Genomic DNA, 22,565 nt, shown 5'->3' on the forward strand with positions numbered 1-22,565 from the left:
CAAGGCGGGCAGACCTTGGTGCAGCGCCGAGCACGCCCGGCTGGGCGCCCCCAGGCGCTGAGCGCGGGGCCGCTTTCGGAAGTGGCCCGCCCCGCACGGCATAATGCCGGATGGATCAACATGCTGGAGTCTCATCCCATGGCATTGCTCCTCGACCGGCACGGCTGGCTCGCGCCCTCCCCGGGCGTGGCCCGGCTGCCCTCTCCCAATCACGACGCGCGCCCCGCCGGGACGCAGGTGTCGCTGCTCGTGCTGCACAACATCAGCCTGCCCCCGGGCCGCTTCGGCGGACCGGAAGTGGCCGGACTGTTCCTGAACACGCTGGACTACGGATCGCATCCCTGGCTGGAACGCCTGCGGGGGCTGCGCGTCTCGGCGCATTTCTTCATCCGCCGCGACGGCGGCCTGGCGCAGTTCGTGTCCACCGACGCGCGCGCCTGGCACGCGGGGGGTGTCGCGCCACGCCGGCCGTGAACGCTGCAATGATTTCTCGCTGGGCATCGAGCTGGAAGGCACCGACACCCTGCCCTACACCGATGCCCAGTACGCGGCGCTGCGCCGGCTTGTGCCGGTGCTGCGCGCGCGCTATCCGCTGTCGGCCGCGCGCGGGCACGAGCACATCGCGCCCGGGCGCAAGACCGACCCGGGGCCCGCCTTCGACTGGAAACGCTTCGGGCGCGACTGCGGATTCCTGCGGCGCCAGCTGCCGCCGGTCTGAACAAGGAGAACGGGTTATGTTGAAGATCTGGGGACGGCTGAGTTCCGTCAACGTACAGAAGGTGATGCTGGCCGTGCGCGAGCTGGCCCTGCCTCACACGCTCATTCCCGCCGGCGGCCCCTACGGCGTGGTGGACACGCCCGCCTTCGCCACCCTCAACCCCAATCGCATGGTGCCTGTCATCGACGACGGCGGCTTCGTCCTGTGGGAATCCAACGCCATCGTGCGCTACCTGGCCTCCCGGTACGGCGAGGGTTCGCTGTGGCCGGAAGACGCCTGTCTGCGCGCCGACGCCGACCGCTGGATGGACTGGCAGGCCACGACCTGGCAGCCCGCCATGCTGCCGGCCTTCCTGGGGCTGGTGCGCACGCCCGAAGACCGGCGCGACGCGGCCGCTGTCCAGGCATCCATGCGGCGGGCCAACGCCTGCGCCCTCATCCTGGACCAGGCGCTGCGCGACCGCGAGTTCATCGTGGGCCGCCACCTCACCATGGGCGACGTGGCCCTGGCCGCCGCGGCGCACCGCTGGTTGGCCCTGCCCGCCGAGCGCCCGGAAACGCCGGCGCTGTCGGCCTGGTACCGCCGCATCATGATGCGGCCCGCCACGCAGGGCGTGCTGACGCTGCCGCTGCAGTAGGCGCACGGCCCTGGCGCCGGCGTTCCACGGCTCAGCGCTCCCGTGAAATCCCGGGCGGGGCATCGCCGAGTCTGGCATCGTCTCGCGGCAGCAGCGCGTCGAGAGCGACGGCTTCGGTCATCGCAAGCCTGCCTTCACCGCCGGGATGCGGATGGCCGCCGGAATCGTACGTAGCGCGCGGCCTGCGACGGCATCCCGGCCGCCGTGCGGCGGCACAGCCCCGAAGCCCGCATCGACGGCGTGCCGGTCGCTCCATGGCGGGCCCTGGCGTGGAGTCCATTGCAGACGTACATAACGACCTAACGACCCGGTGTCCGGCCCGGTAGTCATGTCCGGCCTGGGCGCGTTCGGGGCAGGGCTCGGCAACGAGCGCTTCCACCTGGCCCCTTCGGCCGCGCGAAAGCCCTGTCCATGATCCGGGAGATCAAGGGCCACGCCGCCATGCGGCGTCGATGCGCTGGTGGCGCTGTCGCGCCTGGCGCACTCGCGGCGCAGGGAATTCGGGGCCATCGAAATCAACCCGCTATGCTCGTGCCGCCTGCCGGCCCAGCTCAGCCGAAATCCGCATCCCGGCGTCCTGCAGCAGCGGCGCCATGTCGCGCAAGCGCCCTCGGCAGGATGATGTGTTTCCATCCACGCGCCCACACGGGGCGCGACTAGCGCGCAGCTCGTCGAAGGTGAGGGGTGATTTGTTTCAATCCACGCGCCCACACGGGGCGCGACTCCAGATAAGCGATGCGATGCGGTGGGCGACGCAGTTTCAATCCACGCGCCCACACGGGGCGCGACACATATCCGTTGCGCCCTTGCCCTTCAGGTCGTAGTTTCAATCCACGCGCCCACACGGGGCGCGACTCGACCTACTGGCCGAGCGTGACGCGCTCGCATCCGTTTCAATCCACGCGCCCACACGGGGCGCGACTGGGGGTGTCGTACACGGCGGTGGCGGGCACGTCGTTTCAATCCACGCGCCCACACGGGGCGCGACCAAACTGCCAGTACTGGCCAGTGGTGGAATCTCGTTTCAATCCACGCGCCCACACGGGGCGCGACTCTGCGCGACTATGGCGTCGATGGCCAACTTGGACTGGTTTCAATCCACGCGCCCACACGGGGCGCGACGTTGGTGTCGATCAGGCGTAGGCCGCAGGCGTGGGCGTTTCAATCCACGCGCCCACACGGGGCGCGACTCGCGTCCATGGTGGAGGTGTTCCGCGCCGTCCGAGTTTCAATCCACGCGCCCACACGGGGCGCGACTTGCACGTGCCCCCATCGTGGCCGAGGCTCGCGAAGTTTCAATCCACGCGCCCACACGGGGCGCGACAGTACACGCCCGGCGTTCCCGGCGCGAAGCTCGCGTTTCAATCCACGCGCCCACACGGGGCGCGACCCCTCGCCATCGATACGCACGCGCGGGGATGCTCTGGTTTCAATCCACGCGCCCACACGGGGCGCGACCGGGTCTTCACAATTCCTTCACGCAGCAAGAAAAAAAGCGCGGCCTCCGCGAACCGCAGGCCAAAGTGGTCCATGCGCCGCCAAGCCGCCGCCACAAGACAAAATCCTCAGCAAAAACAAAGACATGAAAAGTCGCGAACCCTCACGGGGGCACGCACGAACACTTAGGGTTCGCGGTCGCCTAGAATACCAGCGGCGCATCCAGGTCCAACACGGGTTTGGCGCCGACGTGCTCGACCTTGCTGCGCCATTGCCGACCCAGGTAGTAGAACCGCAGGCTGTCCCGGACCGGATCGATCGTTTCCATCAGCCTGGCCTTCAAGATGGTCCATTGGGCGGAATCCACCTCGATCTCGAATACGGAAAATTGCACGCGCTGACCGTAGTCCAGGCAGGCCCTGGCAAGCCGGCGCAATCTGCGTGCGCCGCCCGGGTCCGTGGTGCTGACGTCGTAACTGACCAGTACCATCATCGACGGACCTCACTTCCACAGGAATGGCGGATAGGCATCGAGGTCGCCTCGCAGATGACGCGCCAGCAATTGCGCCTGGATGAACGGAAAGAGGCCGATTGCCGCTTTTTCGTCGATGAACGCATGACGCAGCTCCTCGCGCTTGCGCTCCTGGTAGGCCACCAGCACCGCCTTGCGCGCGGCCTCGCTCAACAATACGGCGCCGTTGTCCATGTACTGAAAGTCTTGCTCGCCCACCTGCTTGCGGTTGATCAGCGAAAGCGCCAGGCGATCCGCCAGCAGCGGCCGGAATTCCTCCAACAGGTCCAGCGCCAGGCTGGGCCGTCCTGGCCTGTCCCGGTGCAGAAAGCCCACCGCCGGGTCCAGGCCCACGCTTTCCAACGCCGACCGGCAGTCATGCGTGACCAGCGTATAGAGAAACGACAGCAAGGCATTGACGGCGTCGCACGGCGGCCGCCGGCTGCGTCCCGAAAAGCGCATGGCCGGACTGTCCACACGGATCAGCGCATCGAAAACGCCAAAGTACGCTTGCGCGGCCTCGCCCTCGTAGCCACGCAGCAGGTCCACGCCAGAGTCTTCATCGTGCAGCTTCTTGGCGATCATCTCCAGGCGCTTGTGCGCGTGCGCCAGCGCCGCCTGCCGATCGGTCGGCAAACCGTCGCCGTGATCCCGCAAGGCGCGACCCAGCACCACGCGCTGGTTGTGCAGCTTGCCCAGCAGCAGGTTGCGCACGATGGCGGCACAGCGCCCGGGATTGTCGCTGGCCCGATACTGCTGGCGGCGCAACAATACGTTGCCGGACACCGGCCCTTCGACGCGCGCCAGGAACCGGCCGTTCGGCGTGAGGAAGCTGGTGCATATGCCCTGCTCCGCGCAATAGCCCAGCAAAGGCGGAGACACCAGTACCCGCCCGAAACAGACCAGGCTCTCCAGCATGTGCACCGGCAACCGGACGCGCTCCTGCTGTTCGACCTCCATGACAATGTTGGCGCCATCTTTGTGCAACCAAGCGCCATCGGTGGTGACGTACAAGGTATTCAACTGTCTGCGCATGACTCGCCTTCCATATCCTTGGACCACTGCTCCGCCAGCCAGACATTGACCCCTTTGTCACGCCCCAGCAGCCGGGGCTGGCAAAGGTCCAGCAGCGAGCAGGCATCGCATAAGCGAGGACGGTACCGGGCCGTGGGCGTATGACCCGCCACGAGCATCGCGCGCACGGCGGCGATGGTTTCCAGGGTAAGCTGGCGCAGTCCGTCGTCGAAAAGCACTTCGACGCGCCGGCGCGTTGCGCCGTAGTAGAGCGCCCCGGCGTCGATACGCTGCCCCAGCATGGATTCCAGGCACAGAGCCTGCGCGCACAACTGCACTTCGTCGGCCCGGTTCGCCTTGGGGCGCCCGCGCTTGTATTCGACGGGGAAGGCGCGCTCGCCGTCCGGGGCCTGGTGGAATTCCACCACGTCGGCAATGCCGCTGACCCCCAGGCGATTTTCGGCCAGCGGCATCGCCGTGACGACACGCACGCCCTTGCGGCGCTCGATCTTGGGCCGGTCAGCCTTTTCGTGCAGCAGGCGGCCTTCGGCGGTATGCCGGCTTTCCGCCCAAAGCTGCTCGACATGGATCAGCGCGCATTGCCGCGGGCAATACAGGTAATGCTGCAATGCCGAGAGGGCAATGACGTCGTCTTCGTCCATGGCATTCCCCGCGAGGCGCGCGAGGTCACATCAGCTCGCGCACGGTCACGCCGGCCGGCACGGCCGCGGTGTCGACGCGGACCCGGTAGTCTTCGTATCGGCGGGGCGAGGCGGCATCCGCGCCCGGGGCCCGCTCCACCTTGACGGCATCGAACAGCACGTGGGCCGGCGCGTTCCCCATCGCGCTCTCATGCTCGAACACGATGAGCTTGCGCGCCGCCATTTCGCCGCGCGCCGCGGAGCGGTCATGCTCGAACATATTGGCGAGCGCGCGCCAGAGCAGCTCCAGATCCTCGTTGGAGAATCCCGTGCGCTCGGCGAGCCTGGCGGAAATATAGCCATGGGCACGGTACAGGCCATAGGGAATGATGTGCTTGCGGCCCATGGTGCGGTTGTCTCCGCTCTGCGCTTCGGCCTCTTTCTCGGTGGTGACCGCCATGCGGGTGATGGAAACTTCCAGCGGCACCACGGGATCGATGGAGGTGGCGAAGGCCATCTGTACCGGCCCGCGCACCTGGCCTGCATTGACGCCGGTCGTCATCACGGCGCCAAAGCTGCGCACGTCGAAGAAGTTGGCGCACATCCAGGCGGTGATCTCGCGGGCCTTGGCCTCCTCCTTGGGCAGCTTCTTGTCCACCGGCTCGATGCCCACGGCCTCATACGCCTTGAGGTGCTGGTTGTTCAGAACGGCCTTTTCCTGCATGTAGATCGCATAGCCCGCAGCGTCCTCCTTGTCCAGCGCCACGAAATTGCGGATCTTGCGCTTGAGGCAGACGTCGGTGACCAGGCCCCGGTTGGTTTCGGGGTCCAGGCGCGGCAGGTTGCCGGCGTCCGGGTCGCCATTGGGGTTGCCATTGGTGATGTCGAACAGGTAGACGAATTCGTAACGGTGGGTGATGGCGGTCATGCTTGAGTTTCCTCGATGTGGTCTTCGGTGGATTCCGTATTGCCGCTGTCGGCGCCATCCTCCTGGCGGAAGCGGCTTTGCTGCTGATGGTAGTAACCGATGGCGAACCGGCCTTGATCCTCGATGCGCAGGCTGCGGGGGAAGTTGTCGGCAAGTCCCCCGACGATCTCTCGAATGTCCATTTCCAGACCAGCTGCGGCGGCCGGCTTGTCCTTGCGCAACCGTGCCAGATGGTTTTGCGCGTTGCGCAGCAGCACAGGGAATACCAATGCCGGCGTCGCCGACGCCGCGCCGTAGTAGCGGTCGCGAATGGTTGCATTGATCTGCTTGCCCAACGCCAGCCGCTGGACGGCCTCCAGCACGGCGAACAAACGTCCGAGCCGATAGCCGGGATGGGTGGATGCCTTGTCGAGACTCACGGGGATCTCCTCTTTGTCGCTATTGATTCCCAGGCGGCGCTCGCGCGCCAGAATACCTTTGCAAATGGCCACGCGCAGCCCCGACACATGGCCGTCGCTGCGCATGCGCATCAGGGCGTTGGCCAACAGGCTGCGCGGATAGGGCCTGCCGGTAAGCACCGCGCGCACGAGTTCACCGACGAGCTGGCTGGCCGCGTCGTCCATGGATGCGCTGTCCTTGTATTGCGGCGCCGTGGCCAGCACGACACGATAGGCCGAGGGGGCGGTCTTCCAGGGTCGGGGGTCGAGATGGAAGTCCGCGGCATGCTCGGCCAGGCGGCGGGCGAACAGCCCCAGGGTGCCGACCTCCCAGAAGCGGATGGCGATGCGCGCGGCATTGGGCGCCAGGCCCAGCACGTACATGCGCGTGTCTTCCTGAAGCCTGGGATCGATATCGGCCAAGGGCCGGCCCTTCTGCACCTTTTCCAGTTCGCTCCGGATGCGTGCGGCCTCCTGCTCGTCCGTGGGGCGGTCGTCAAGCAGGTCGGCCAGCAGCAGCTCGGCCCGCTCGGCCTCTTGCGCATCGGCCGCCTCGGCCCAAAAGACGATGCTGGTATCGCCGATCTGCAGGCGCTGGCGGTTGTGCTCGCCGCGGCGCAGCAGATGATTGAGCACGGCGGTGTAGGCAAACGCCGCCCGTTCGGAAACGGGCGCGTTGTCGCCCTGGCTCTTGCCGTAGGAAGCGAAGGACTCCTGATTGAAGGAGACGATGGAGGCGCCCGAGCTCTGCGCGCCGCTGACACCCTTGATGGCCGGATGCAGGCGCGCCGCGGGCAACGGCTCGCCGGTCACCAGGCAAATCGCCAGCGGCGGCTGGCCCTCCGCCTGGCTGGCCAGCAACTGCGCGCGTAGAGCCTGCGCGGCGGGGCGCTCGTGCAAATAGGTCCGTTCGCCGTCCAGGCGGAACACCAGGTTGGCGTCCAGCATATCCTCGCTGAAGTGCGGAGCGGCGAACCGCGCTGGCGTCCAGGCCTCCAGAAAAGCCAGCAGCGCCTTCAGGCCCGCGTCCTGCGTGCCGGCCAGATGCTCCTGATGCAAGGACTTGAAGGCGGCGTGCTCCTTGTCGGCGCGCTTGCTGGTCGCGCTGATGCCGAGTACGTAGCTGGTCTTGTCCCAAAGAAAGTTGGACTTGATGCCCACCGTGCGTTTTTCGGGCTGGGGCACGTTCATCAGGCGCGGCTGCGGCTTCTTGCCCGTGTTGTCGCGGATGTCGTTGACCTGCACCACGCCGCCATCGGCGGACAGCAGGATTTCGTAGCTGATTTTCTCGGGGCTGTAGCCAAAGGGCGCCAGGCCCTCGGTCCGGCGTTCCAGCAGCCGTTGGTAATAATCGACGAGCGCCTGCAGAATCATGGCCGGCTCTCCACGCCGCGCCAGGGCGGCACCTCGATCACGCCTTGCGCCATGCGGGCGCGGAAAAAGCGCGGCGCCATGCCCTGGGCGAAATCGATGTCATGCAGCATCCAGCCCAGGTCGCGCTCGGCCAACAGGCTTTCGTGCGGCGCGGGCAGACTTTCGCCCTCCTCGATCAGGGCGAAGGCCGCCGGAAACTCGCGCACGCCCAGGCACGGCATGTGAAAGCACTGCCCCTTGCGCGCGCGGCGATTGAAGATGTCCAGATGCTTGCCCACCGAATCGTCCGCGCCAGCCTTGGGCGTAAGCTCGAAATGGGCCTCGATCACATAGGCCACGTCGCGCAGCACCATGGCCGCGCGCTGCTGGCGGTCCTGGTCCACGTAATTCGTCAATCCCGCCGTCGAGCCGGCCTTCATGGCCCGGGACACGTTGGCCGGGGAAATCTTGCTGCCGACCTCGTTGCGCCGGATCGATTCGAAGCGGATCGGCTTGAGCACGCGGATGCGGTCTATGTGCCAGCGGATCGCCGGTTTCCAGTGAATGGCCTCCAGGATGCCGCGCGCGGCCGAAGGCGTGATGACGTCATAACTCACACGCTCGCTTTTCATCTCGGGTCTGGTGAAGCAGGCGCGCTCGCCCCATACCTTCACTCGCACACCAAAGCCCATACTCTGCCCCTCCTCATGCCACCTGCGGTGGCTCTCGAAAATTCCATATACCTACCAGCACAGATGGTCCGCCTCTATCAGGCCAGGATCGTCGCTGTTGATGCCATAGTCCGGGTGATACAGTCCGGGGTGAACCAATTGCATGAACTGATCTCCCCAGTCGCCTGGGTTCACGGGTGCAATAGCGCCCGCCTTGTACAAGGCGTCGAACTCCTTCCGGCCCAGTTGCACCAGGTAAGGTTGCAAGCGCCTGGCAAGGCGCACGCAGCCTTTCGTGAACTTCAATGCTTCCAAGGCGTTGCGCGCGTCATCGTCGTACGGCACGATCACCGGCATCTGCACGCTGTCGATCATGCGGAATTCGGCGGCCAGCGTTTCCATGGGCAGGCTGTCGATCCGGCTATCGGCCAGGCGCCCCAACAAATTGGGGCCGTCCAGCGCGGCCGATCCTTTTTGCCAGTACAGCCCCGCAAAATAGTCTTCGATGGCCTGCGGAGACAGCGGGTCCGCCTCGAATTTCCTGAGCGTCTCGCGCGCGCGGCCTGGGCGTATTGCGCCAGCTCGGGCGGCGGCGCCCAATCCGGGTTTTCGGGCAGGAACACCAGCACCTCGCTGCCGTCACGCGGGCGCAGCCCTTCGCGGTTGCAGCGGCCAGCGGCCTGGGCGATGGAATCCAGTCCGGCCTCGGCACGCAGTACGGTGGGAAAATCCACATCGACGCCGGCTTCGATCAGGCTGGTAGAAACCAGACGACAAGGCTGTCCTTTCTTGAGCCGCGCCCGCACCTCGTCCAGCACGGCGCTGCGGTGCCTGGCGCACATCAGCGTCGTCAGGTGGCATGCGCCGGGCAGGTCGGCCATGGCCTGGTAGACGGCCCGGGCATGGCGGCGGTTGTTGACAATGCACAGCACCTGCTCGCGCGCACGCATGTGGCCGGCCAGCGCCTCATCATCCAGCATGCCAAGGTGCCTCACGCGCACGCGCTCCAGCTTCCTGAACAACCGCCCCGGATCCGGCGCCAGTTCGCGCACCTCGGTGAGGCCGCCTTCGAACGCCGGCGCCGCCAATGCCGGCTGAGTGGCCGTGCACAGCACCACGCTGGCCCGATAGTTGCGCGCCAGCTCGTCGATGGCTGCCACGCAGGGCCGCAGCAGCTTGAGCGGCATGGCCTGTGCCTCGTCCAGCACCACGACGCTGCCCGCGATGCGGTGCAGCTTGCGGCACTGCGAGGGCCGGGCGGCGAACAGGCTTTCGAAGAACTGCACGGCTGTGGTGACGACGATGGGCGCGTCCCAGTTCTCCATGGCCAGTTGCAGCTTCTTTTGCGCCTGGTACTTCTCGGGGTCGTCGCGCGGCGGCTCGGACTGCACGAAGGCGCTGTGGTGTTCGAGCACGGCCTGGTCGCCCAGCGGCCCGAGCGCTTTGCGGAATACGGCGGCGTTCTGCTCCACGATGCTGGTGAACGGAATCACGAAGATCACCCGGCGCAGGCCATGCCGTATCGCGTGGTCCAGCGCGAAAGCCAGCGAGGCCAGCGTCTTGCCCCCGCCCGTGGGCACGGTCAGCGAAAACAGCCCGGGCGCCCGTTCGGCCCGCTCGCGCACGTGCCGAAGAATCTCCGCCCGGATGGCGTTGACCTCGCCATGGCCCGACAGACCCGCCAAGTATTGGTTCAACTCGGCCTGCAATTGCACGAGGCCGGGCGGGTTTGTATCGGCACCGCGATAATCCGGCAGACCTTGCGCACGCAGGTAAAAACGCTCGGTATCCAGAAAATCGGCGTCCACCAGGCAGGAAAACAGCATGCGCGCCAGAAAGGCCCATTGAAAATTCGCGCGCGCACGGCTGTGCGCTTTCAGCCTCGGTAATGCCAGCTCAGCCGGCAACGTGAAATCCTGCTCCCAGGCGGGATCGAGAGCCGGCAATTCAAAGCCGGGGTCCAGCCGCTGCCGCAATGCGGTTCTCTCGCCCTCGCCATCGCCGTTGGCGAGCCCGGCGTGATGGCCGGCGATGCCGTAGGCCAGCAAATGCCCCAGGTGCGGGTACCGCCGCACGGCGACGCGGGCGCCCCAGGTGGAATGGTCCACGCGATGCGCGGCGCCTCGCAGCCGCTGTTGAAACGCCTCGCTGTATTTACCCAGATCGTGCAGCCATCCCTGGACCTCAGCCAACTCCGCCGCGCCAAAAGCCCCGGCGAACCGTCGGGCCAGGGCGCCCACGCCTTTCAGGTGATCGGGCAGAGATTGCCAATCGGCCCTTGAAGCATCCGCGGTAGAGTGAGCGAAGAATGAAAACGCCGGCACATCCCATCCTCTATAACCTCAACGGATAAATCATATCGTAATTTATAAAAACATTTACTCACACAAACGGCAGCCGATGGGCCGACCGACGCCCGATGCCGGCATATTCAGAAAAACAGAAACCCCGCCCCCGAAATTTCACCCGATACGCGGCGCTTGGCCGCCTTCCCGGGCGCGCCAACAATTACGGGAATGAATGCAAAACACAAGAACCGTTTTATGGAGCGGCAGGCGTTCTCAGTATTTTTTGGCCGTATCCAGGACATCTGCCTGTCGCCTGTCCGCCGCCGGAAAAACGCGCGCGACCTTCGTTCCATGGCGATATACCGCCCAGTCCGTCGCCTCCGAGTTTCTTGGGAAACATGAGATCAGGCTTTCGGGCCGGGCACATGAATAAAAGAAAAGGGCGTCCCGCGAGTAAACTGCCCCCGAAGGTCGGATCTATGTCCAACGCTCGGGGAGCAGTCTACATGGACGCCCCCTTTTCCCCTGCTTATCGCGGTATCAGCAGCCTTGCATTGCCAGCTTGCGTTGCCGCTGGTTGCTCGCGCGCTGCCACAGCACCAGGCCCAATCCCGCCGCGGCGATGACGGCTCCAGCGATGGGCACCGCTCCATAGCCCATCCCCGCCGAGATCACGCCCCCACCCGCTGCCGCGCCCAGCGCATTGCCCAGGTTGAAGGCGCCCACGTTCACCGACGAGGCCAGGCCCGGCGCATCGGTGGCGGCACGCATCACGCGCATCTGCAGCGGCGGCACCACGGCGAACGTGCCGAAGCCGAAAATCAGCAGGGCAATAGCCGCGCCAGTCTGCGTGGCGGCCAGCCACGGAAACGCCAGCAGGTCAGCGATGATCAGCACCAGGAAGGCGATCAGGCTGCCGTCCAGCGAGCGGTCGGCGAAGCGCCCGCCCGCGGTATTGCCGATGGTGAAACCGATGCCGATCAGCACCAGCATCGCCGTGACGAAATGGGGCGAGGCGCCCGTCAGTTCGGCCAGGGCCGGCGCCACATAGGTGTAGAGCGTGAACATCGCGCCCGCGCCCAGCACCGTAGTCAGCAAGGCCACCAGCACCACCGGACTCTTGAGCACGGCAAGTTCGCGGCGGATGTCGGGGCGGCGTCCAGCCTCGCCGGCCGGCAGCGCAAACCACAGCGACAACATCGCAATCAGGCCCAGCGCCGAGGTCGCTGCGAACGACATGCGCCAGCCTATGGCCTGGCCCAGCCAGGTCGCCGCCGGCACGCCGCCCACGTTGGCGATGGTCAGCCCCAGAAACATGGTGGCAACGGCGCTGGCCTGCTTGTGGCGCGGCACCACGCTGGCCGCGACCAGCGAACCCAGGCCGAAGAACGCGCCATGGTTCAGGCTGGTGACCAGCCGCGCCAAGAGCAGTGTGGTGTAGTTGGGAGCCAACGCGGACAGCACGTTGCCTGCCGTGAAGATCGCCATCAGCACCAGCAGCGCATTGCGGCGCGACCAGCGCGACAGGGCCAGCGTCATCAACGGCGCGCCCGCCATCACGCCGATGGCGTAGGCGCTGACCAGCATGCCGGCGCTGGGGATGGACACGTCCACGCCCTCGGCGATCACGGGCAGCAGGCCCATGGGAGAAAACTCGGTCACGCCGATGCCGAAAGCGCCGACGGCGAGCGCCAACAGCGGCAGGCCGGTTTTCACCGGCTGAGAGTCCTGGGGATGCATAGGGTTTCCTTGGGTTCGATTGCGCCGATTGGGGAGTCCCGGGAGCCAGCCGGCGCGGATGGCCGGGGCGCGGGAAAGCCCGATCGGAAGGCAGGCGCCCAGTATGCCGCCCCCATGCTTGCGGAAAAAGCCAGGAAACAGCGAAACACTTTTGACTTGGAGTCATGAATTCCGGAGGCGGCCCCCAAACCCCGCCCTGCGGCGTCAAACCAGCCCCAGCAGCCTTTCCGTCTCCCTTGCCAGGGCGACCAGGCGCGGGCCGATGTCGGCGGCGCGTTCCCGGTAAGGACCGTCGCCCGCCGGCACGCCGCAATTGAAGACATACAGCAGCGACTGGTAAGGCCGTCCCAGCGGCGCGGCAAAGCCGTAGGCGTCCGGGCGCCACTCCAGGTTGTTGCCGCAATAGCCCTTGCGCTCCAGGTCGCGGCGCGCTGCCGCCAGGCTGGGGAAATGCGCGTCGTAATGCCGGGCGTCGGCCACGCGCAACTGATTCAGCACGGCGGCCCGCTCTTCGTCCGAAACCCGCGCCAGCCACGCCTTGCCGGCGGCGCTGGACAGCAGCGGCAGCGAAGCGCCGATATCGGGCCGGGTCTGCAAGGCTTCGTTGGAGCGGGCGGTTTCCACATACACCATCTGCAGGCGGTCGCGCACCACCAGCGACACGGCCCCGCGCGCGTGGTCGGCCAACTGCTTCATCAGCGGCCGCGCCAATTGCCGGATCTGCATGCTGGCCAGCAAGGGGTAGCTCAGCGCCAGCACCGAAGCGCCCAGCCGGTAGCGCGCGGGCTCGTCTTCGCGCTGCAAGAAGCCCAATTCCACCAGGGTGTGCGTCAAGCGCGCGACGGCGCTGCGCGACAACCCCGTCTGCTGCGCGAAATCCTTGTTGGCCAGCACTGGCTTGTCGGCCCGGAAGCAGGCCAGGATATCAATGCCGTGCGCCAGCGTGGAGGTGAATTCCCGGTCCGGGTCACGCGTCGTCATTCTGGCGCTCCAACATTTTTTCCACCCGCGCCACCAGTGTGCGCAAGCGGGGCGCGATGCGGCCGCGCAAGTCGCCCGCGCGCAATCGCGTCACCGGCACGCCGCAGTTGAACACCAGCGTCTGGCCGTCAACGCGCGTGCGCATGGGCACCGCCACCGCATGCACGTCCGAATGCCAGTCGCCCTGCCCCACGCAATAGCCATGTTCGGCATAGTCGCGCTGCGCCTGCTCCCAATCGGGCGCATGGCGCCGCCAGATCGCCGGATCCTGGCGCCGCAGCGCCGCCAGCACGGATTCGGCCTCGTCGGCCGGCGCCTGCGCCAGCCAGGCGCGTCCCATGGCCGAGGGCAGCAGCGGCAGCAAGGCGCCGATATCCGGGCGGAACGACACCGCGTCGTGGCCCCGGCAGGTTTCCACATACACCATGTTCAAGCCGTGATGCATGCCCAGCGACGCCGAGCCGCCCGCCGCATCGGCCAAACGCTTCATCAACGGACGCGCCAGTTGCCTGACCTTGATGCTGGCCAGGAGCGGATAGCTCAACGACAGCACTGCGGTTCCCAGGCGATAGCGGCGCAGGCCGGCATCATAGCGCAGCAGGCCGCGCTGCATCAGCGTGGTGGTCAGCCGTGAAATCGTGGCCTTGGACAGACCGGTGCGGTCCGCCAGTTCGCGGTTGCCGAGCGCCGGCTCTCCGTGCCGGAAAGCCTGCAGCACCGACAGGCCATGCGCCAGCGTGGTGGCGAAGGCGGGGTCGGCATGGCGCTCGCCTGGGCGGGTGGTCATGGTCGCGGTCCTGAGTCCGGGGCGCGCGGATACGCGCGCGCATTCCTGCCGATCATAGAGCAGCGGCCGCCATGCCGACGCGCGAGACGTTCAAGATATCGAAACACTTGTCTCAAATCGCACGGCCTTTTGCTAGCCTGGATTCAACACGGCGCGGCACGCATCAGCGCCCGGATAAAACGGAGACTCACCATGATCAGGGACCCGGACGGCTTCCCGCTTTTCCTCGAATCGCTGCGCCGCTATGTGCGCGAGCAACTGGTGCCGCGCGAGGCGGAAGTGGCCCGCCTGGACGAGGTGCCGCAAGACCTGGTTGCCAGCATGGCCGCGCGGGGACTGTTCGGCTACTCCATCCCCGAGCAATACGGCGGCGCGGGCATGACGACCGAAGAGCTGATCCTGGCCGCCATGGAACTGTCGCAATGCTCGGTGGCATTCCGGGCCCGCGTCGGCACCAACACCGGCATCGGATCCGAAGCGCTGGTGGCCGACGGCACCGATGCGCAAAAGGCGCATTATCTGCCCCGGCTGGCGTCCGGCGAGCTGACCGGCTGCTTCGCGCTGACCGAGCCGCAAGCAGGCTCGGACGCCACGGCCCTGCGCACCGCCGCCGTACGCGACGGCGACCACTACGTATTGAATGGCGAAAAGTGCTTCATCACCAATGCGCCGCTGGCGGGCCTGTTTACGGTCATGGCCCGGACCGATCCGCAGGCGCCCGGCGCCAAGGGCATCACCGCCTTCATTGTGGAGCGCGGCACGCCCGGCCTGTCCACCGGACAGCCTTACGAAAAGATGGGCCAGGCCGGATCTCCCGTATCCGCCGTGCATTTCCAGGACTGCCGCGTGCCGGCCGCCAACATTATCGGCGGCCAGGAAGGCCTGGGATTCAAGACGGCCATGAAAGTGCTGAACAAGCAACGCATCCATCTGGCCGCGCTGTGCATCGGGCCCGCCATCCGCATGCTGGACGATACGCTGCGCTTCGTGGCTGAGCGCCAGCAGTTCGGCAAGCCGCTGATGGATTTCCAGCTGATCCAGGCCATGCTGGCCGACTGCCAGACGGAAATCCAGGCCGCCCGCGCGCTGGTGCTGCAGACCGCCCGCGAACGCGATGCTGGCGCGGACGTCACGCTGAACGCCTCGATCTGCAAATACTTCGCGTCGGAGATGTGCGGTCGCGTGGCGGACCGCTGCGTGCAGATGCACGGCGGCTACGGCTACATCGCCGACCATGGCATTGAACGCTTCTACCGCGATGTGCGCCTGTTCCGCCTGTACGAAGGAACCAGCCAGATCCATCAACTGACCATTGCCCGCCACACGCTGACCCAGGCGGGCTATGCGCCCGGCCGCTAGGGCCTGCCCAAGACCCGCGTTCGTGTGAACAGGCCCCAGGGCCATCCCGGGACCGCAGCCGCAAGAAGCCGGCGGCCCGCCAAACCAAAGGAGACTTCCATCATGCTGCACAAGCACCTGCCGAAGTGGATCGGCGCCGTGGCCGCTGCCTTCGCCTGCGCCGCCCTGCCCCCGCAAGCCGCGGCCGCATACCCTGACAAGCCCGTGAGGCTGATCGTGCCGTTCGCCCCTGGCGGCTCCACCGATATCCTGGGCCGCCTGCTGGCCGAAGCCTTGCATCCCATCCTGGGCCAGCCGGTCATCGTCGAAAACAAGCCCGGGGCCGGCGGCAACATCGGAGGCGACTTCGTTGCCCGTTCCGCCCCCGACGGGTACACGCTGCTGCTGGCGGCGGCGGGCCCCACCGTCATCAACCCCAGCCTGTACGCCAACATGCCGTTCGATCCGGCCAAGGATCTGGCGCCCATTACCTGCCTGGAGCGCGAGCACAACCTGATGGTGGTGACGAAGTCCATGCCGGTGAAGACGCTGCAGGAGTTCCTGCAGTATGCGCGCAACCACCCTGGCAAGCTGTCCTTCGGGTCTCCGGGCAACGGCTCGCCCGCGCAGTTGGCCGGCGAGCTGCTCAAGCAGCGGGCGGGCATCCAGGCCGAGCACGTACCGTACAAGGGCACCGGCCCCGCCATCACCGATCTGGTGGCCGGCCATATCGACTTCATGATCGACAACATGCCGGCGCTGCTGCCGCAGGTCAAAGCGGGCGGCCTGCGCGCGCTGGCGGTGCCCAGCGACCAGCGCGCCACGGCCGCGCCCGATATTCCCACCTTCGATGAGGCCGGCCAGAAAGGTTTCGTGGTAATGGCCTGGAAGGGCCTGATGGCGCCCGCGGGCACCGACCCGGCGGTCATCGAACGCCTGCACGCGGCCGTGGTCAAGGCGCTGCAGGACCCGCAGCTGCGCGCCCGCTTCCAGGAACTGGGCGCCGAGCCGCTGGCCAGCACGCCGGCCGAATTCGCCAAGCAGATCGCCGACGAAACCGCATGGTGGGGCAAGCTGGTGCAATCCACCGGCGCCCGCATCCAGTAAGCCCATTGCAGGAAGACCGCCATGCAACGCATTCTCCGAGCGCTGCGCGCGCTGGGCGCCCTTGCCCTGCTGGGCGCGGCAGGCGCGGCGCAGGCCGCCTATCCCGACAAGCCGGTGCGCCTGATCGTGCCGTACGCGGCTGGCGGCGGCACCGACACCGCGGCGCGCATGATCGCGCGCAAACTGGCGCCCTTGCTGGGCCAGCCCGTGGTGGTGGAAAACAAGCCCGGCGGCGCTACGCAGATCGGCACCGCCTATGTCGCCAGCGCCGCGCCCGACGGCTACACCTTGCTGATGGGCACGGCCAACCTGGCGACCAACAGTGTGCTGTACGCCAGGCTGCCCTATGACGTGAAGAAGGATCTGGCTCCGGTGATCTGGGCCACGGACGTGCCGGTCTATCTGCTGTTGCCGGCCGCCAGCCCCGCACGCAGCCTGGAAGACCTGAAACGCGCCGCCGCGCAGCAGCAGGGCCTGGCCTACGCCACCGCCGGCACGGGAAGCATCCCGCATCTGGCGGGTGAACAGTTTGCGCACCAGACCGGCATCGCGCTGCGGCACATTCCCTACAAAGGCAGCAGCGAGGCCGCCACCGCGCTCGTCGGCGGACAAGTCCAGATGAGCTTCGACAACCTGCCGCCGGTGTACGCGCAAGTCAAGGCGGGGCGCCTGCGGCCCATCGCCATCGCGGCACAAGCGCGCAACCCCGATCTGCCGGACGTTCCCACGCTGGCCGAGCTGGGCGTGCCGCTGTCGGCCTCCTCCTGGTGGGGGGTGATGGCGCCCGCCGGAACCCCCAAGGACGTGATCGCCCTGCTGAACCGCCAGATCAATACCGTGTTGGCGGACCCCGAAGTTCGCAGCTACTTCACCGGGCTGGGCATGCAGCCCACCGGCGGCACGCCCGAAGCCTTTGGCCGGCACATCGCCGACGAAACCGACAGATGGCGCGCCGTGGTCAAGCAGGCCGGCGTGAAGATCGAGGAATAAGCCATGCAGTCCCAGCAAGAACGCAACGGCGGCGACGCCCCGCAAGACCTGTGCGCGCGCGTGCGCCGCTTCGTGGAAGAGGTGGCCATACCCGCTGAGTCTCCCGCCATTGCCCGCGACGTGACCGCGCTGGACCGCTGCGTCGCCCGCCTGCGCGTCCAGGCCCGCGAGGCCGGCCTGTATGCGCCGCAGCTTCCCAGGGAATGGGGCGGCCTGGGTCTGGGCTGGCGCGCCCTGGCCCAGGTCCTGGAAGAAGCGGGGCGCGGATTCCTGGGGCCTGCCGCCCTGAACTGCGCCGCGCCCGACCAGCCCAACATGCTGACGCTGCTGCGCCTGGGCACTCCCGCCCAGCTGGAACGCTTTCTCGGGCCTCTGGTGCGCGGCGAACGACGCGCCTGCTTCGCCATGACCGAGCCCGCTCCCGGCGCCGGGTCCGACCCTTCCATGCTGCGCACCCATGCCGAACGGCGTAGCGCGCGCTGGGTGTTGAATGGACACAAGCAGTTCATCAGCGGCGGCGTGGGCGCGGATTTCGCGCTGGTGCTGGCGCGCACCGATACCGGCGCCACGCTGTTCCTGGTGCCTGCCGACACGCCGGGCTACCGGGTCGTGCGCGACATCGGCGTGGTGACGGGCTACCAGATCGGCGGCCACGCCGAGATCGTGCTGCAGGATTGCGAGGTCGGCGACGAGGCCGTGCTGGGCGAGCCCGGCCGCGGCCTGGAGTATGCGCAGTTGCGGCTGGAGCCGGCCCGCCTGTCCCATTGCATGCGCTACATCGGCCGCGCGCGGCGCGCGCTGGAAACCGCGCAAAGCTATGTGGCGCAACGCGATTCCTTCGGTTCCCGCCTGGCGGACCTGCAGCAGATCCAGGCCATGGTCGCGGACTCCCACATCGACCTGTACGCCGCCCGTCTCATGACGCTGGACTGCGCCGACCGCATGGACACGGGCCTGTCGGTGAAGCAGCACAGCGCCATGGCCAAAGTCTTCGTGTCCGAAGCCGTGAACCGCGTGGCCGACCGCGCCGTCCAGATGATGGGCGCGTCGGGCCTGTCCGACGACACGCCCGTCGCCATGGTCTGGCAGGAAATGCGCCCCTTCCGCATTTACGACGGCGCCAACGAACTGCACCGCGCCACGCTGGCGCGCCGGCTGCTGGCGCAAGCCTGAGCCTCAACGGAGACAAGCATGGAAACTCCCGAATTCTGGGCCTACCGCCTGCACGCCGGCGCGGCGGGCGATCCGCCGCAAGGCCGTTACGACACGTTGACGCCGGACCAGTTGTCCGCGGGCGATACGCTTATCAAGGTCGCCTATGCGGGCCTGAACTACAAGGACGCGCTGGCGCAGGCCGGGCGCGGCGGCATCATCCGCGAGTATCCGCGCATCGGCGGCATCGACCTGTCGGGTACGGTGGTGCATTCCGCCGATCCGGCGCTCGCGCCCGGCCAGGAGGTCGTGGTGCACGGCTTCGGCATCGGCGTGGACTGCGACGGCGGCTATGCCGAATACGCGCGGGTGCGCCATGACTGGGCGCTGCCGCTGCCCGCCGGCATCGGGCTGCGCGACGCCGCCGTGCTGGGCGCAGCGGGCTACACGGCCGCGCTGTCCTTGCACTGGATGGAGCATTGCGGGCTGGCGCCGGAGCAGGGCGAGGTGCTGGTCACCGGCGCCACGGGCGGCGTCGCCGGCATTGCCATCGACATCCTGAGCCGGCGCGGCTATCGCGTCTGCGCCATGTCGGGCAAGCCGGATGCGGAAAACTATCTGCGCGCCCTGGGCGCGCAGGAGGTGCTCGCGCCGCCCGACCTCTCGGCCGGCATCAAGCCGCTGCTGAGCGCGCGCTGGGCCGGCGTGGTCGACTCGGTGGGCGGCCCGCCGCTGGCTTACGCGCTCGCCAGCCTGAAGCCGGACGCCGTGGCCGCCGCCTTCGGCAATGCGGGCGGCGCGGAACTGCCCGCCTCGGTCATTCCCTTCATCTTGCGCGGCGTCAAGCTGCTGGGCATCAACGCCAACAGTCCCATGCCGCTGCGGCGCCAGGTATGGAACAAGCTCGCCGCCGAATACCGTCCCACGCGCCTGGATCTGATCGCCCGCGTCATCGAACCCCGCGAACTGCCGCAGGCGCTGTCCGCCATGCTTGAACGCGGCAGCATCGGCCGCAGCGTCGTGCGCTTCTCTTGATTGATCCCTGCCACACCATGACTCAGCTTCCCGACACGTCTCTGTCCCGCCTCTTCGATCCGCAAGGCATCGCCATCGTGGGCGCCTCGGCCACGCCGGGCAAGATTGGCGCAATGCCCGTCACCCTGTTGCTGCAACACGGCTACGGCGGCCGCATCGTTCCCATCAACCCGCGAGCGGACACCATTGCCGGTCTGCCGGCCCTGCCGGGCCTGGACGCGCTGGATGGCCAGGTGGATCTGGCCATCCTGGCCGTGCCCGCCGCCCATGCCGCGCAGGCGCTGGAACGCGCCCGGCCCGGGCAGGTCGGCGCAGCCGTGGTGTTCACGTCCGGCTTCTCCGAAACCGGCACGGACGGCGCCGCGCGGCAGGAACGGCTTTGCGCCATCGCGCGCGAGCGCGGCATCCGGCTGCTGGGCCCGAACTGCCTGGGCTTCATGAACGTGCGGCGCAATGTCTACGCCACCTTCTCGCCCGCTCCCGCCAACGGCGTGGTCGCGCCCGGCGGCATCGGCATGGTGTCCCAGAGCGGCGCGTTCGGGGCCTATGCCTACAGCATGGCGCGCGAGCGCGGCCTGGGCCTGTCGCACTGGATCAGCACCGGCAACGAGGCCGACATCGACGTTGCAGACTGCATCGAATGGCTGGCGCGCGATACCGATACCCGCGTCATCATGGCCTATATGGAAGGCTGCCGCGATGGCGCCAAGTTGCGCCGCGCCCTGGCCGCGGCGCGCGACGCGGACAAGCCCGTGGTCGTCACCAAGATCGGCCGCACCCAGGCCGGCGCGCAGGCAGCAGCCTCGCACACCGCCGCGCTGGCCGGCGACGACGCCGTGTATGACGCGCTCTTCCGCCAATACAGCGCCCTGCGCGCGCGCACCATCGAGGAATTCTTCAACCTGGGCTATGCGCTGGATACATGGAAGCGGCCGCCGCAAGGCCGGCGCCTGGGGATCTTCACCATTTCGGGCGGCGTGGGCGCGCTGATGGCCGACGAGGCCGCCGACGTCGGATTGGCGCTGCCCGAGCCCGCGGCCGGCGCGCAGGCCAGGCTGCTGCAACGCGTGCCCTTTGCCAGCGGCCGCAATCCGGTCGACGTTACCGGCCAGGCCGTGTCGGAGCCCGGGCTGCTGCTGGACACCGCCGACGACATGCTGGCCGACGGCCGCTATGACGCCCTGGCGGTCTTCCTGGCCGCTGCCGGATCGTCCGAAGCCTTGTGGCCGACTTTCGAAGCCTTTGCTCGGCAGATGCAGGCTCGCCATCCCGGCGTGCCGCTGGCGATCAGCGCGCTGTTCCCGCCCGCGCGCCGCCGCGAACTGGAGCGGCTGGGCTGCCTGGTGTTCCCCGATCCCAGCGCCGCCATCCGCACGATAGGCGCGGTGGCCGGCCTGGGAGCAAACCCGGCCCCCGGCGCGGTTGAAGCAAGCCCCGCAACAACGGACGACGGCGCTCCGCCGCCGCTGGACGCCTACAACGAAGTCCAGGCCATGGAACTGCTGCGCCAGGCCGGCCTGCCCGCGTCGCCTTGCGTACTGGCCGCCGATGCCGACGCTGCGGTGCGAGCCGCCGCCGGCCTGGGCGTTCCCTGCGCGCTCAAGGTGGTGTCGCCCGACATCACGCACAAGAGCGACGTAGGCGGCGTGAAGCTCAATGTGCAGGGCGATGACGCGCTGCGCGGCGCCTGCGCCGACATCCTGGCCTCGGTGCGCCAGCACCGGCCCGACGCCCGCATCGACGGCGTCCTCGTGGCGCCCATGGCGCCCAAGGGCGTGGAGTGCATCGCCGGCGTGCATTGCGACCCGGTGTTCGGACCGGTAGTCATGTTCGGGCTGGGAGGCGTGTTCGTCGAGGTGCTCAAGGACGTGAGCTTCCGCCTCGCGCCCTTCGGCCGCGACGATGCCCTGGCGATGATCCGCGAGATCAAGGGCTACGCGTTGCTGCAAGGCGCGCGCGGCGCGCCCCCCGTGCGACGTCGGCGCGCTGGCCGAGGCATTGGCGGCGCTGTCCCGCTTCGCCCACGCCCGCCGGGCAGACTTCAGCTCGGTGGAAATCAATCCCTTGCTGGCGCTGCCCGAAGGACAGGGAGTGGTCGCGTTGGATGCGGTGGTGATACGGGCTCAAGCCTAAGGCTGCCAGCCGCAGCGTTTCGCGAGCGTTTGGGCATTCGTATTGATCCACCGGCCCAAACGCTCCACCAGCGTGCGCTCCGTACCGGCCAGGGCCTGCCCGGACAGAGCGGCCCGCACCAGCGCCAACGCGCGGAGCAACTCGCTTGTCAATGCCGATCGCACCGCCCTGACATTACGTCCGGCAAAGCCTAGCTCGCGCGCCACCGCCTCCAGTTGCTCGGAACCGATCGCTCCGGGCTTCATCTCCCCGCCAATCGACAAAGCAAAATTGCCAGCCAGGCCGGGATAGATCGCCGTGCCCATCAGATCATGGAACGGCGCCAGCCGGTACTGGCCGCCAGGCGCCTGCAACACAGACAGGTTCTTGGCGTGGCTGTCGTTGTTGCCCACGCACAGGTTGAACCGCACGCATTACAGAAGGCGCTTCAGATCGGCCGCGCCGCCCCCCACACTGCCCAACAGCGCGCGGCATTGCGCCAACGACGGTCCGCCATCCGCTTCGTACTTCATGTCGGATGGCTTGCCGGCCAGCTAACACAGATCCAGCTGATGCATGCGCATCAACTCGCCTTGCTCGCCCTGCACGCGGTCATAACGTTTGATGAGGCACGCACGGGCGTCAGGCTGATAGAGGACTTGCACCTCCTGGTGAGTGCGCCCTGCCG

18 protein-coding genes, 2 pseudogenes and 1 CRISPR repeat array are annotated in these 22,565 nt (G+C 67.6%); of the genes and pseudogenes, 8 read left to right on the forward strand and 12 right to left on the reverse strand.

Features of this window, described 5'->3' with window-relative positions; translation table 11 throughout:
• The first annotated feature begins 138 nt into the window (after positions 1 to 138).
• Both ampD and AD428_RS03025 read left to right on the forward strand, forming a co-directional pair.
• A pseudogene (gene ampD / locus AD428_RS03020) lies at positions 139 to 718 on the forward strand (1,6-anhydro-N-acetylmuramyl-L-alanine amidase AmpD).
• Between the two features lie 16 nt (positions 719 to 734).
• Positions 735 to 1,355, forward strand: coding sequence for a glutathione S-transferase family protein (locus tag AD428_RS03025; RefSeq protein ID WP_053244133.1), 621 nt, complete (start codon positions 735 to 737; stop codon positions 1,353 to 1,355).
• Positions 1,356 to 1,980: 625 nt separating this feature from the next.
• Positions 1,981 to 2,813: direct repeats of the CRISPR family, unit length 32 nt; unit sequence GTTTCAATCCACGCGCCCACACGGGGCGCGAC.
• Between the two features lie 181 nt (positions 2,814 to 2,994).
• Here the strand turns inward: AD428_RS03025 and cas2 are convergent.
• The 11 genes from cas2 to AD428_RS03080 all read right to left on the reverse strand — a co-directional run bounded on the left by cas2 (position 2,995) and on the right by AD428_RS03080 (position 14,143).
• Positions 2,995 to 3,285, reverse strand: a complete 291-nt coding sequence (cas2, locus tag AD428_RS03030; protein WP_053244134.1) for a CRISPR-associated endonuclease Cas2 — start codon at positions 3,283 to 3,285, stop codon at positions 2,995 to 2,997.
• A gap of 9 nt (positions 3,286 to 3,294) precedes the next feature.
• Complete coding sequence (cas1c, locus tag AD428_RS03035) at positions 3,295 to 4,338, reverse strand: type I-C CRISPR-associated endonuclease Cas1c (RefSeq protein ID WP_053244135.1); 1,044 nt, start codon at positions 4,336 to 4,338, stop codon at positions 3,295 to 3,297.
• Positions 4,323 to 4,979, reverse strand: a complete 657-nt coding sequence (gene cas4 / locus AD428_RS03040) for a CRISPR-associated protein Cas4 (protein WP_053244136.1) — start codon at positions 4,977 to 4,979, stop codon at positions 4,323 to 4,325. The genes cas1c and cas4 overlap by 16 nt, the downstream gene beginning before the upstream one ends.
• Before the next feature lie 25 nt (positions 4,980 to 5,004).
• Entirely contained in the window at positions 5,005 to 5,886 is an 882-nt protein-coding gene (cas7c, locus tag AD428_RS03045; RefSeq protein WP_053244137.1) for a type I-C CRISPR-associated protein Cas7/Csd2, read from the reverse strand.
• Positions 5,883 to 7,697 carry a type I-C CRISPR-associated protein Cas8c/Csd1 gene (cas8c, locus tag AD428_RS03050; RefSeq protein ID WP_053244138.1) on the reverse strand — a complete coding sequence of 605 codons (1,815 nt, stop codon included), beginning with the start codon at positions 7,695 to 7,697 and terminating at the stop codon, positions 5,883 to 5,885. The genes cas7c and cas8c overlap by 4 nt, the downstream gene beginning before the upstream one ends.
• On the reverse strand, positions 7,694 to 8,368 hold the full coding sequence (gene cas5c, locus AD428_RS03055; protein ID WP_053244139.1) for a type I-C CRISPR-associated protein Cas5c: 675 nt from the start codon (positions 8,366 to 8,368) through the stop codon (positions 7,694 to 7,696). Before cas5c ends, cas8c begins: the two co-directional genes overlap by 4 nt.
• 51 nt (positions 8,369 to 8,419) lie before the next feature.
• Complete coding sequence (locus AD428_RS29230) at positions 8,420 to 8,749, reverse strand: hypothetical protein (protein WP_369798682.1); 330 nt, start codon at positions 8,747 to 8,749, stop codon at positions 8,420 to 8,422.
• Positions 8,719 to 10,671: a CRISPR-associated endonuclease Cas3'' gene (locus tag AD428_RS03060; protein ID WP_369798683.1), complete on the reverse strand. Its 1,953-nt coding sequence runs from the start codon at positions 10,669 to 10,671 to the stop codon at positions 8,719 to 8,721. Before AD428_RS03060 ends, AD428_RS29230 begins: the two co-directional genes overlap by 31 nt.
• 504 nt (positions 10,672 to 11,175) lie before the next feature.
• A complete protein-coding gene (locus AD428_RS03070; protein ID WP_053244141.1) occupies positions 11,176 to 12,375 on the reverse strand; it encodes an MFS transporter in 1,200 nt (399 codons plus the stop codon).
• 204 nt (positions 12,376 to 12,579) lie between these two features.
• Positions 12,580 to 13,356 (reverse strand): IclR family transcriptional regulator, encoded by a 777-nt coding sequence (locus AD428_RS03075; protein WP_053244142.1) that lies wholly within the window; start codon positions 13,354 to 13,356, stop codon positions 12,580 to 12,582.
• Positions 13,343 to 14,143, reverse strand: a complete 801-nt coding sequence (locus AD428_RS03080) for an IclR family transcriptional regulator (protein WP_053244143.1) — start codon at positions 14,141 to 14,143, stop codon at positions 13,343 to 13,345. Before AD428_RS03080 ends, AD428_RS03075 begins: the two co-directional genes overlap by 14 nt.
• A 192-nt stretch (positions 14,144 to 14,335) precedes the next feature.
• On the opposite strand from AD428_RS03080, the gene AD428_RS03085 reads away from it, so the two are divergent.
• From AD428_RS03085 to AD428_RS03110, 6 genes and pseudogenes are all read left to right on the forward strand, one after another.
• Positions 14,336 to 15,502 (forward strand): acyl-CoA dehydrogenase family protein, encoded by a 1,167-nt coding sequence (locus AD428_RS03085; RefSeq protein WP_053244144.1) that lies wholly within the window; start codon positions 14,336 to 14,338, stop codon positions 15,500 to 15,502.
• 102 nt (positions 15,503 to 15,604) lie between these two features.
• Positions 15,605 to 16,588 carry a Bug family tripartite tricarboxylate transporter substrate binding protein gene (locus AD428_RS03090; RefSeq protein ID WP_053244145.1) on the forward strand — a complete coding sequence of 328 codons (984 nt, stop codon included), beginning with the start codon at positions 15,605 to 15,607 and terminating at the stop codon, positions 16,586 to 16,588.
• Positions 16,589 to 16,609: 21 nt separating this feature from the next.
• The gene (locus AD428_RS03095) at positions 16,610 to 17,578 is read left to right on the forward strand and encodes a tripartite tricarboxylate transporter substrate binding protein (RefSeq protein WP_053244146.1); all 969 of its coding nucleotides are present in this window, start codon (positions 16,610 to 16,612) and stop codon (positions 17,576 to 17,578) included.
• Between the two features lie 3 nt (positions 17,579 to 17,581).
• Complete coding sequence (locus AD428_RS03100; RefSeq protein ID WP_053244147.1) at positions 17,582 to 18,751, forward strand: acyl-CoA dehydrogenase family protein; 1,170 nt, start codon at positions 17,582 to 17,584, stop codon at positions 18,749 to 18,751.
• 18 nt (positions 18,752 to 18,769) lie between these two features.
• Positions 18,770 to 19,765 (forward strand): acryloyl-CoA reductase, encoded by a 996-nt coding sequence (locus tag AD428_RS03105; RefSeq protein WP_053244148.1) that lies wholly within the window; start codon positions 18,770 to 18,772, stop codon positions 19,763 to 19,765.
• A 17-nt stretch (positions 19,766 to 19,782) separates the two neighbouring features.
• Positions 19,783 to 21,898 (forward strand): annotated as a pseudogene (locus tag AD428_RS03110) (acetate--CoA ligase family protein).
• On the opposite strand, the gene AD428_RS27430 reads toward AD428_RS03110, so the two are convergent.
• Positions 21,895 to 22,308, reverse strand: a complete 414-nt coding sequence (locus AD428_RS27430; protein ID WP_053244149.1) for a HipA domain-containing protein — start codon at positions 22,306 to 22,308, stop codon at positions 21,895 to 21,897. The pseudogene AD428_RS03110 and the gene AD428_RS27430 sit on opposite strands and share 4 nt — an antisense overlap.
• Positions 22,309 to 22,565: the final 257 nt, after the last annotated feature.

The organism is Achromobacter sp. DMS1 (assembly GCF_001270295.1).

Coding starts and splice junctions, on each gene's coding strand:
- AD428_RS03025 (WP_053244133.1), top strand. CDS start 735: ATGTTGAAGATCTGGGGACGGCTGAGTTCCGTCAACGTACAGAAGGTG.
- cas2 (WP_053244134.1), bottom strand. CDS start 3,285: ATGATGGTACTGGTCAGTTACGACGTCAGCACCACGGACCCGGGCGGC.
- cas1c (WP_053244135.1), bottom strand. CDS start 4,338: ATGCGCAGACAGTTGAATACCTTGTACGTCACCACCGATGGCGCTTGG.
- cas4 (WP_053244136.1), bottom strand. CDS start 4,979: ATGGACGAAGACGACGTCATTGCCCTCTCGGCATTGCAGCATTACCTG.
- cas7c (WP_053244137.1), bottom strand. CDS start 5,886: ATGACCGCCATCACCCACCGTTACGAATTCGTCTACCTGTTCGACATC.
- cas8c (WP_053244138.1), bottom strand. CDS start 7,697: ATGATTCTGCAGGCGCTCGTCGATTATTACCAACGGCTGCTGGAACGC.
- cas5c (WP_053244139.1), bottom strand. CDS start 8,368: ATGGGCTTTGGTGTGCGAGTGAAGGTATGGGGCGAGCGCGCCTGCTTC.
- AD428_RS29230 (WP_369798682.1), bottom strand. CDS start 8,749: ATGGAAACGCTGGCCGCCGAATTCCGCATGATCGACAGCGTGCAGATG.
- AD428_RS03070 (WP_053244141.1), bottom strand. CDS start 12,375: ATGCATCCCCAGGACTCTCAGCCGGTGAAAACCGGCCTGCCGCTGTTG.
- AD428_RS03075 (WP_053244142.1), bottom strand. CDS start 13,356: ATGACGACGCGTGACCCGGACCGGGAATTCACCTCCACGCTGGCGCAC.
- AD428_RS03080 (WP_053244143.1), bottom strand. CDS start 14,143: ATGACCACCCGCCCAGGCGAGCGCCATGCCGACCCCGCCTTCGCCACC.
- AD428_RS03085 (WP_053244144.1), top strand. CDS start 14,336: ATGATCAGGGACCCGGACGGCTTCCCGCTTTTCCTCGAATCGCTGCGC.
- AD428_RS03090 (WP_053244145.1), top strand. CDS start 15,605: ATGCTGCACAAGCACCTGCCGAAGTGGATCGGCGCCGTGGCCGCTGCC.
- AD428_RS03095 (WP_053244146.1), top strand. CDS start 16,610: ATGCAACGCATTCTCCGAGCGCTGCGCGCGCTGGGCGCCCTTGCCCTG.
- AD428_RS03100 (WP_053244147.1), top strand. CDS start 17,582: ATGCAGTCCCAGCAAGAACGCAACGGCGGCGACGCCCCGCAAGACCTG.
- AD428_RS03105 (WP_053244148.1), top strand. CDS start 18,770: ATGGAAACTCCCGAATTCTGGGCCTACCGCCTGCACGCCGGCGCGGCG.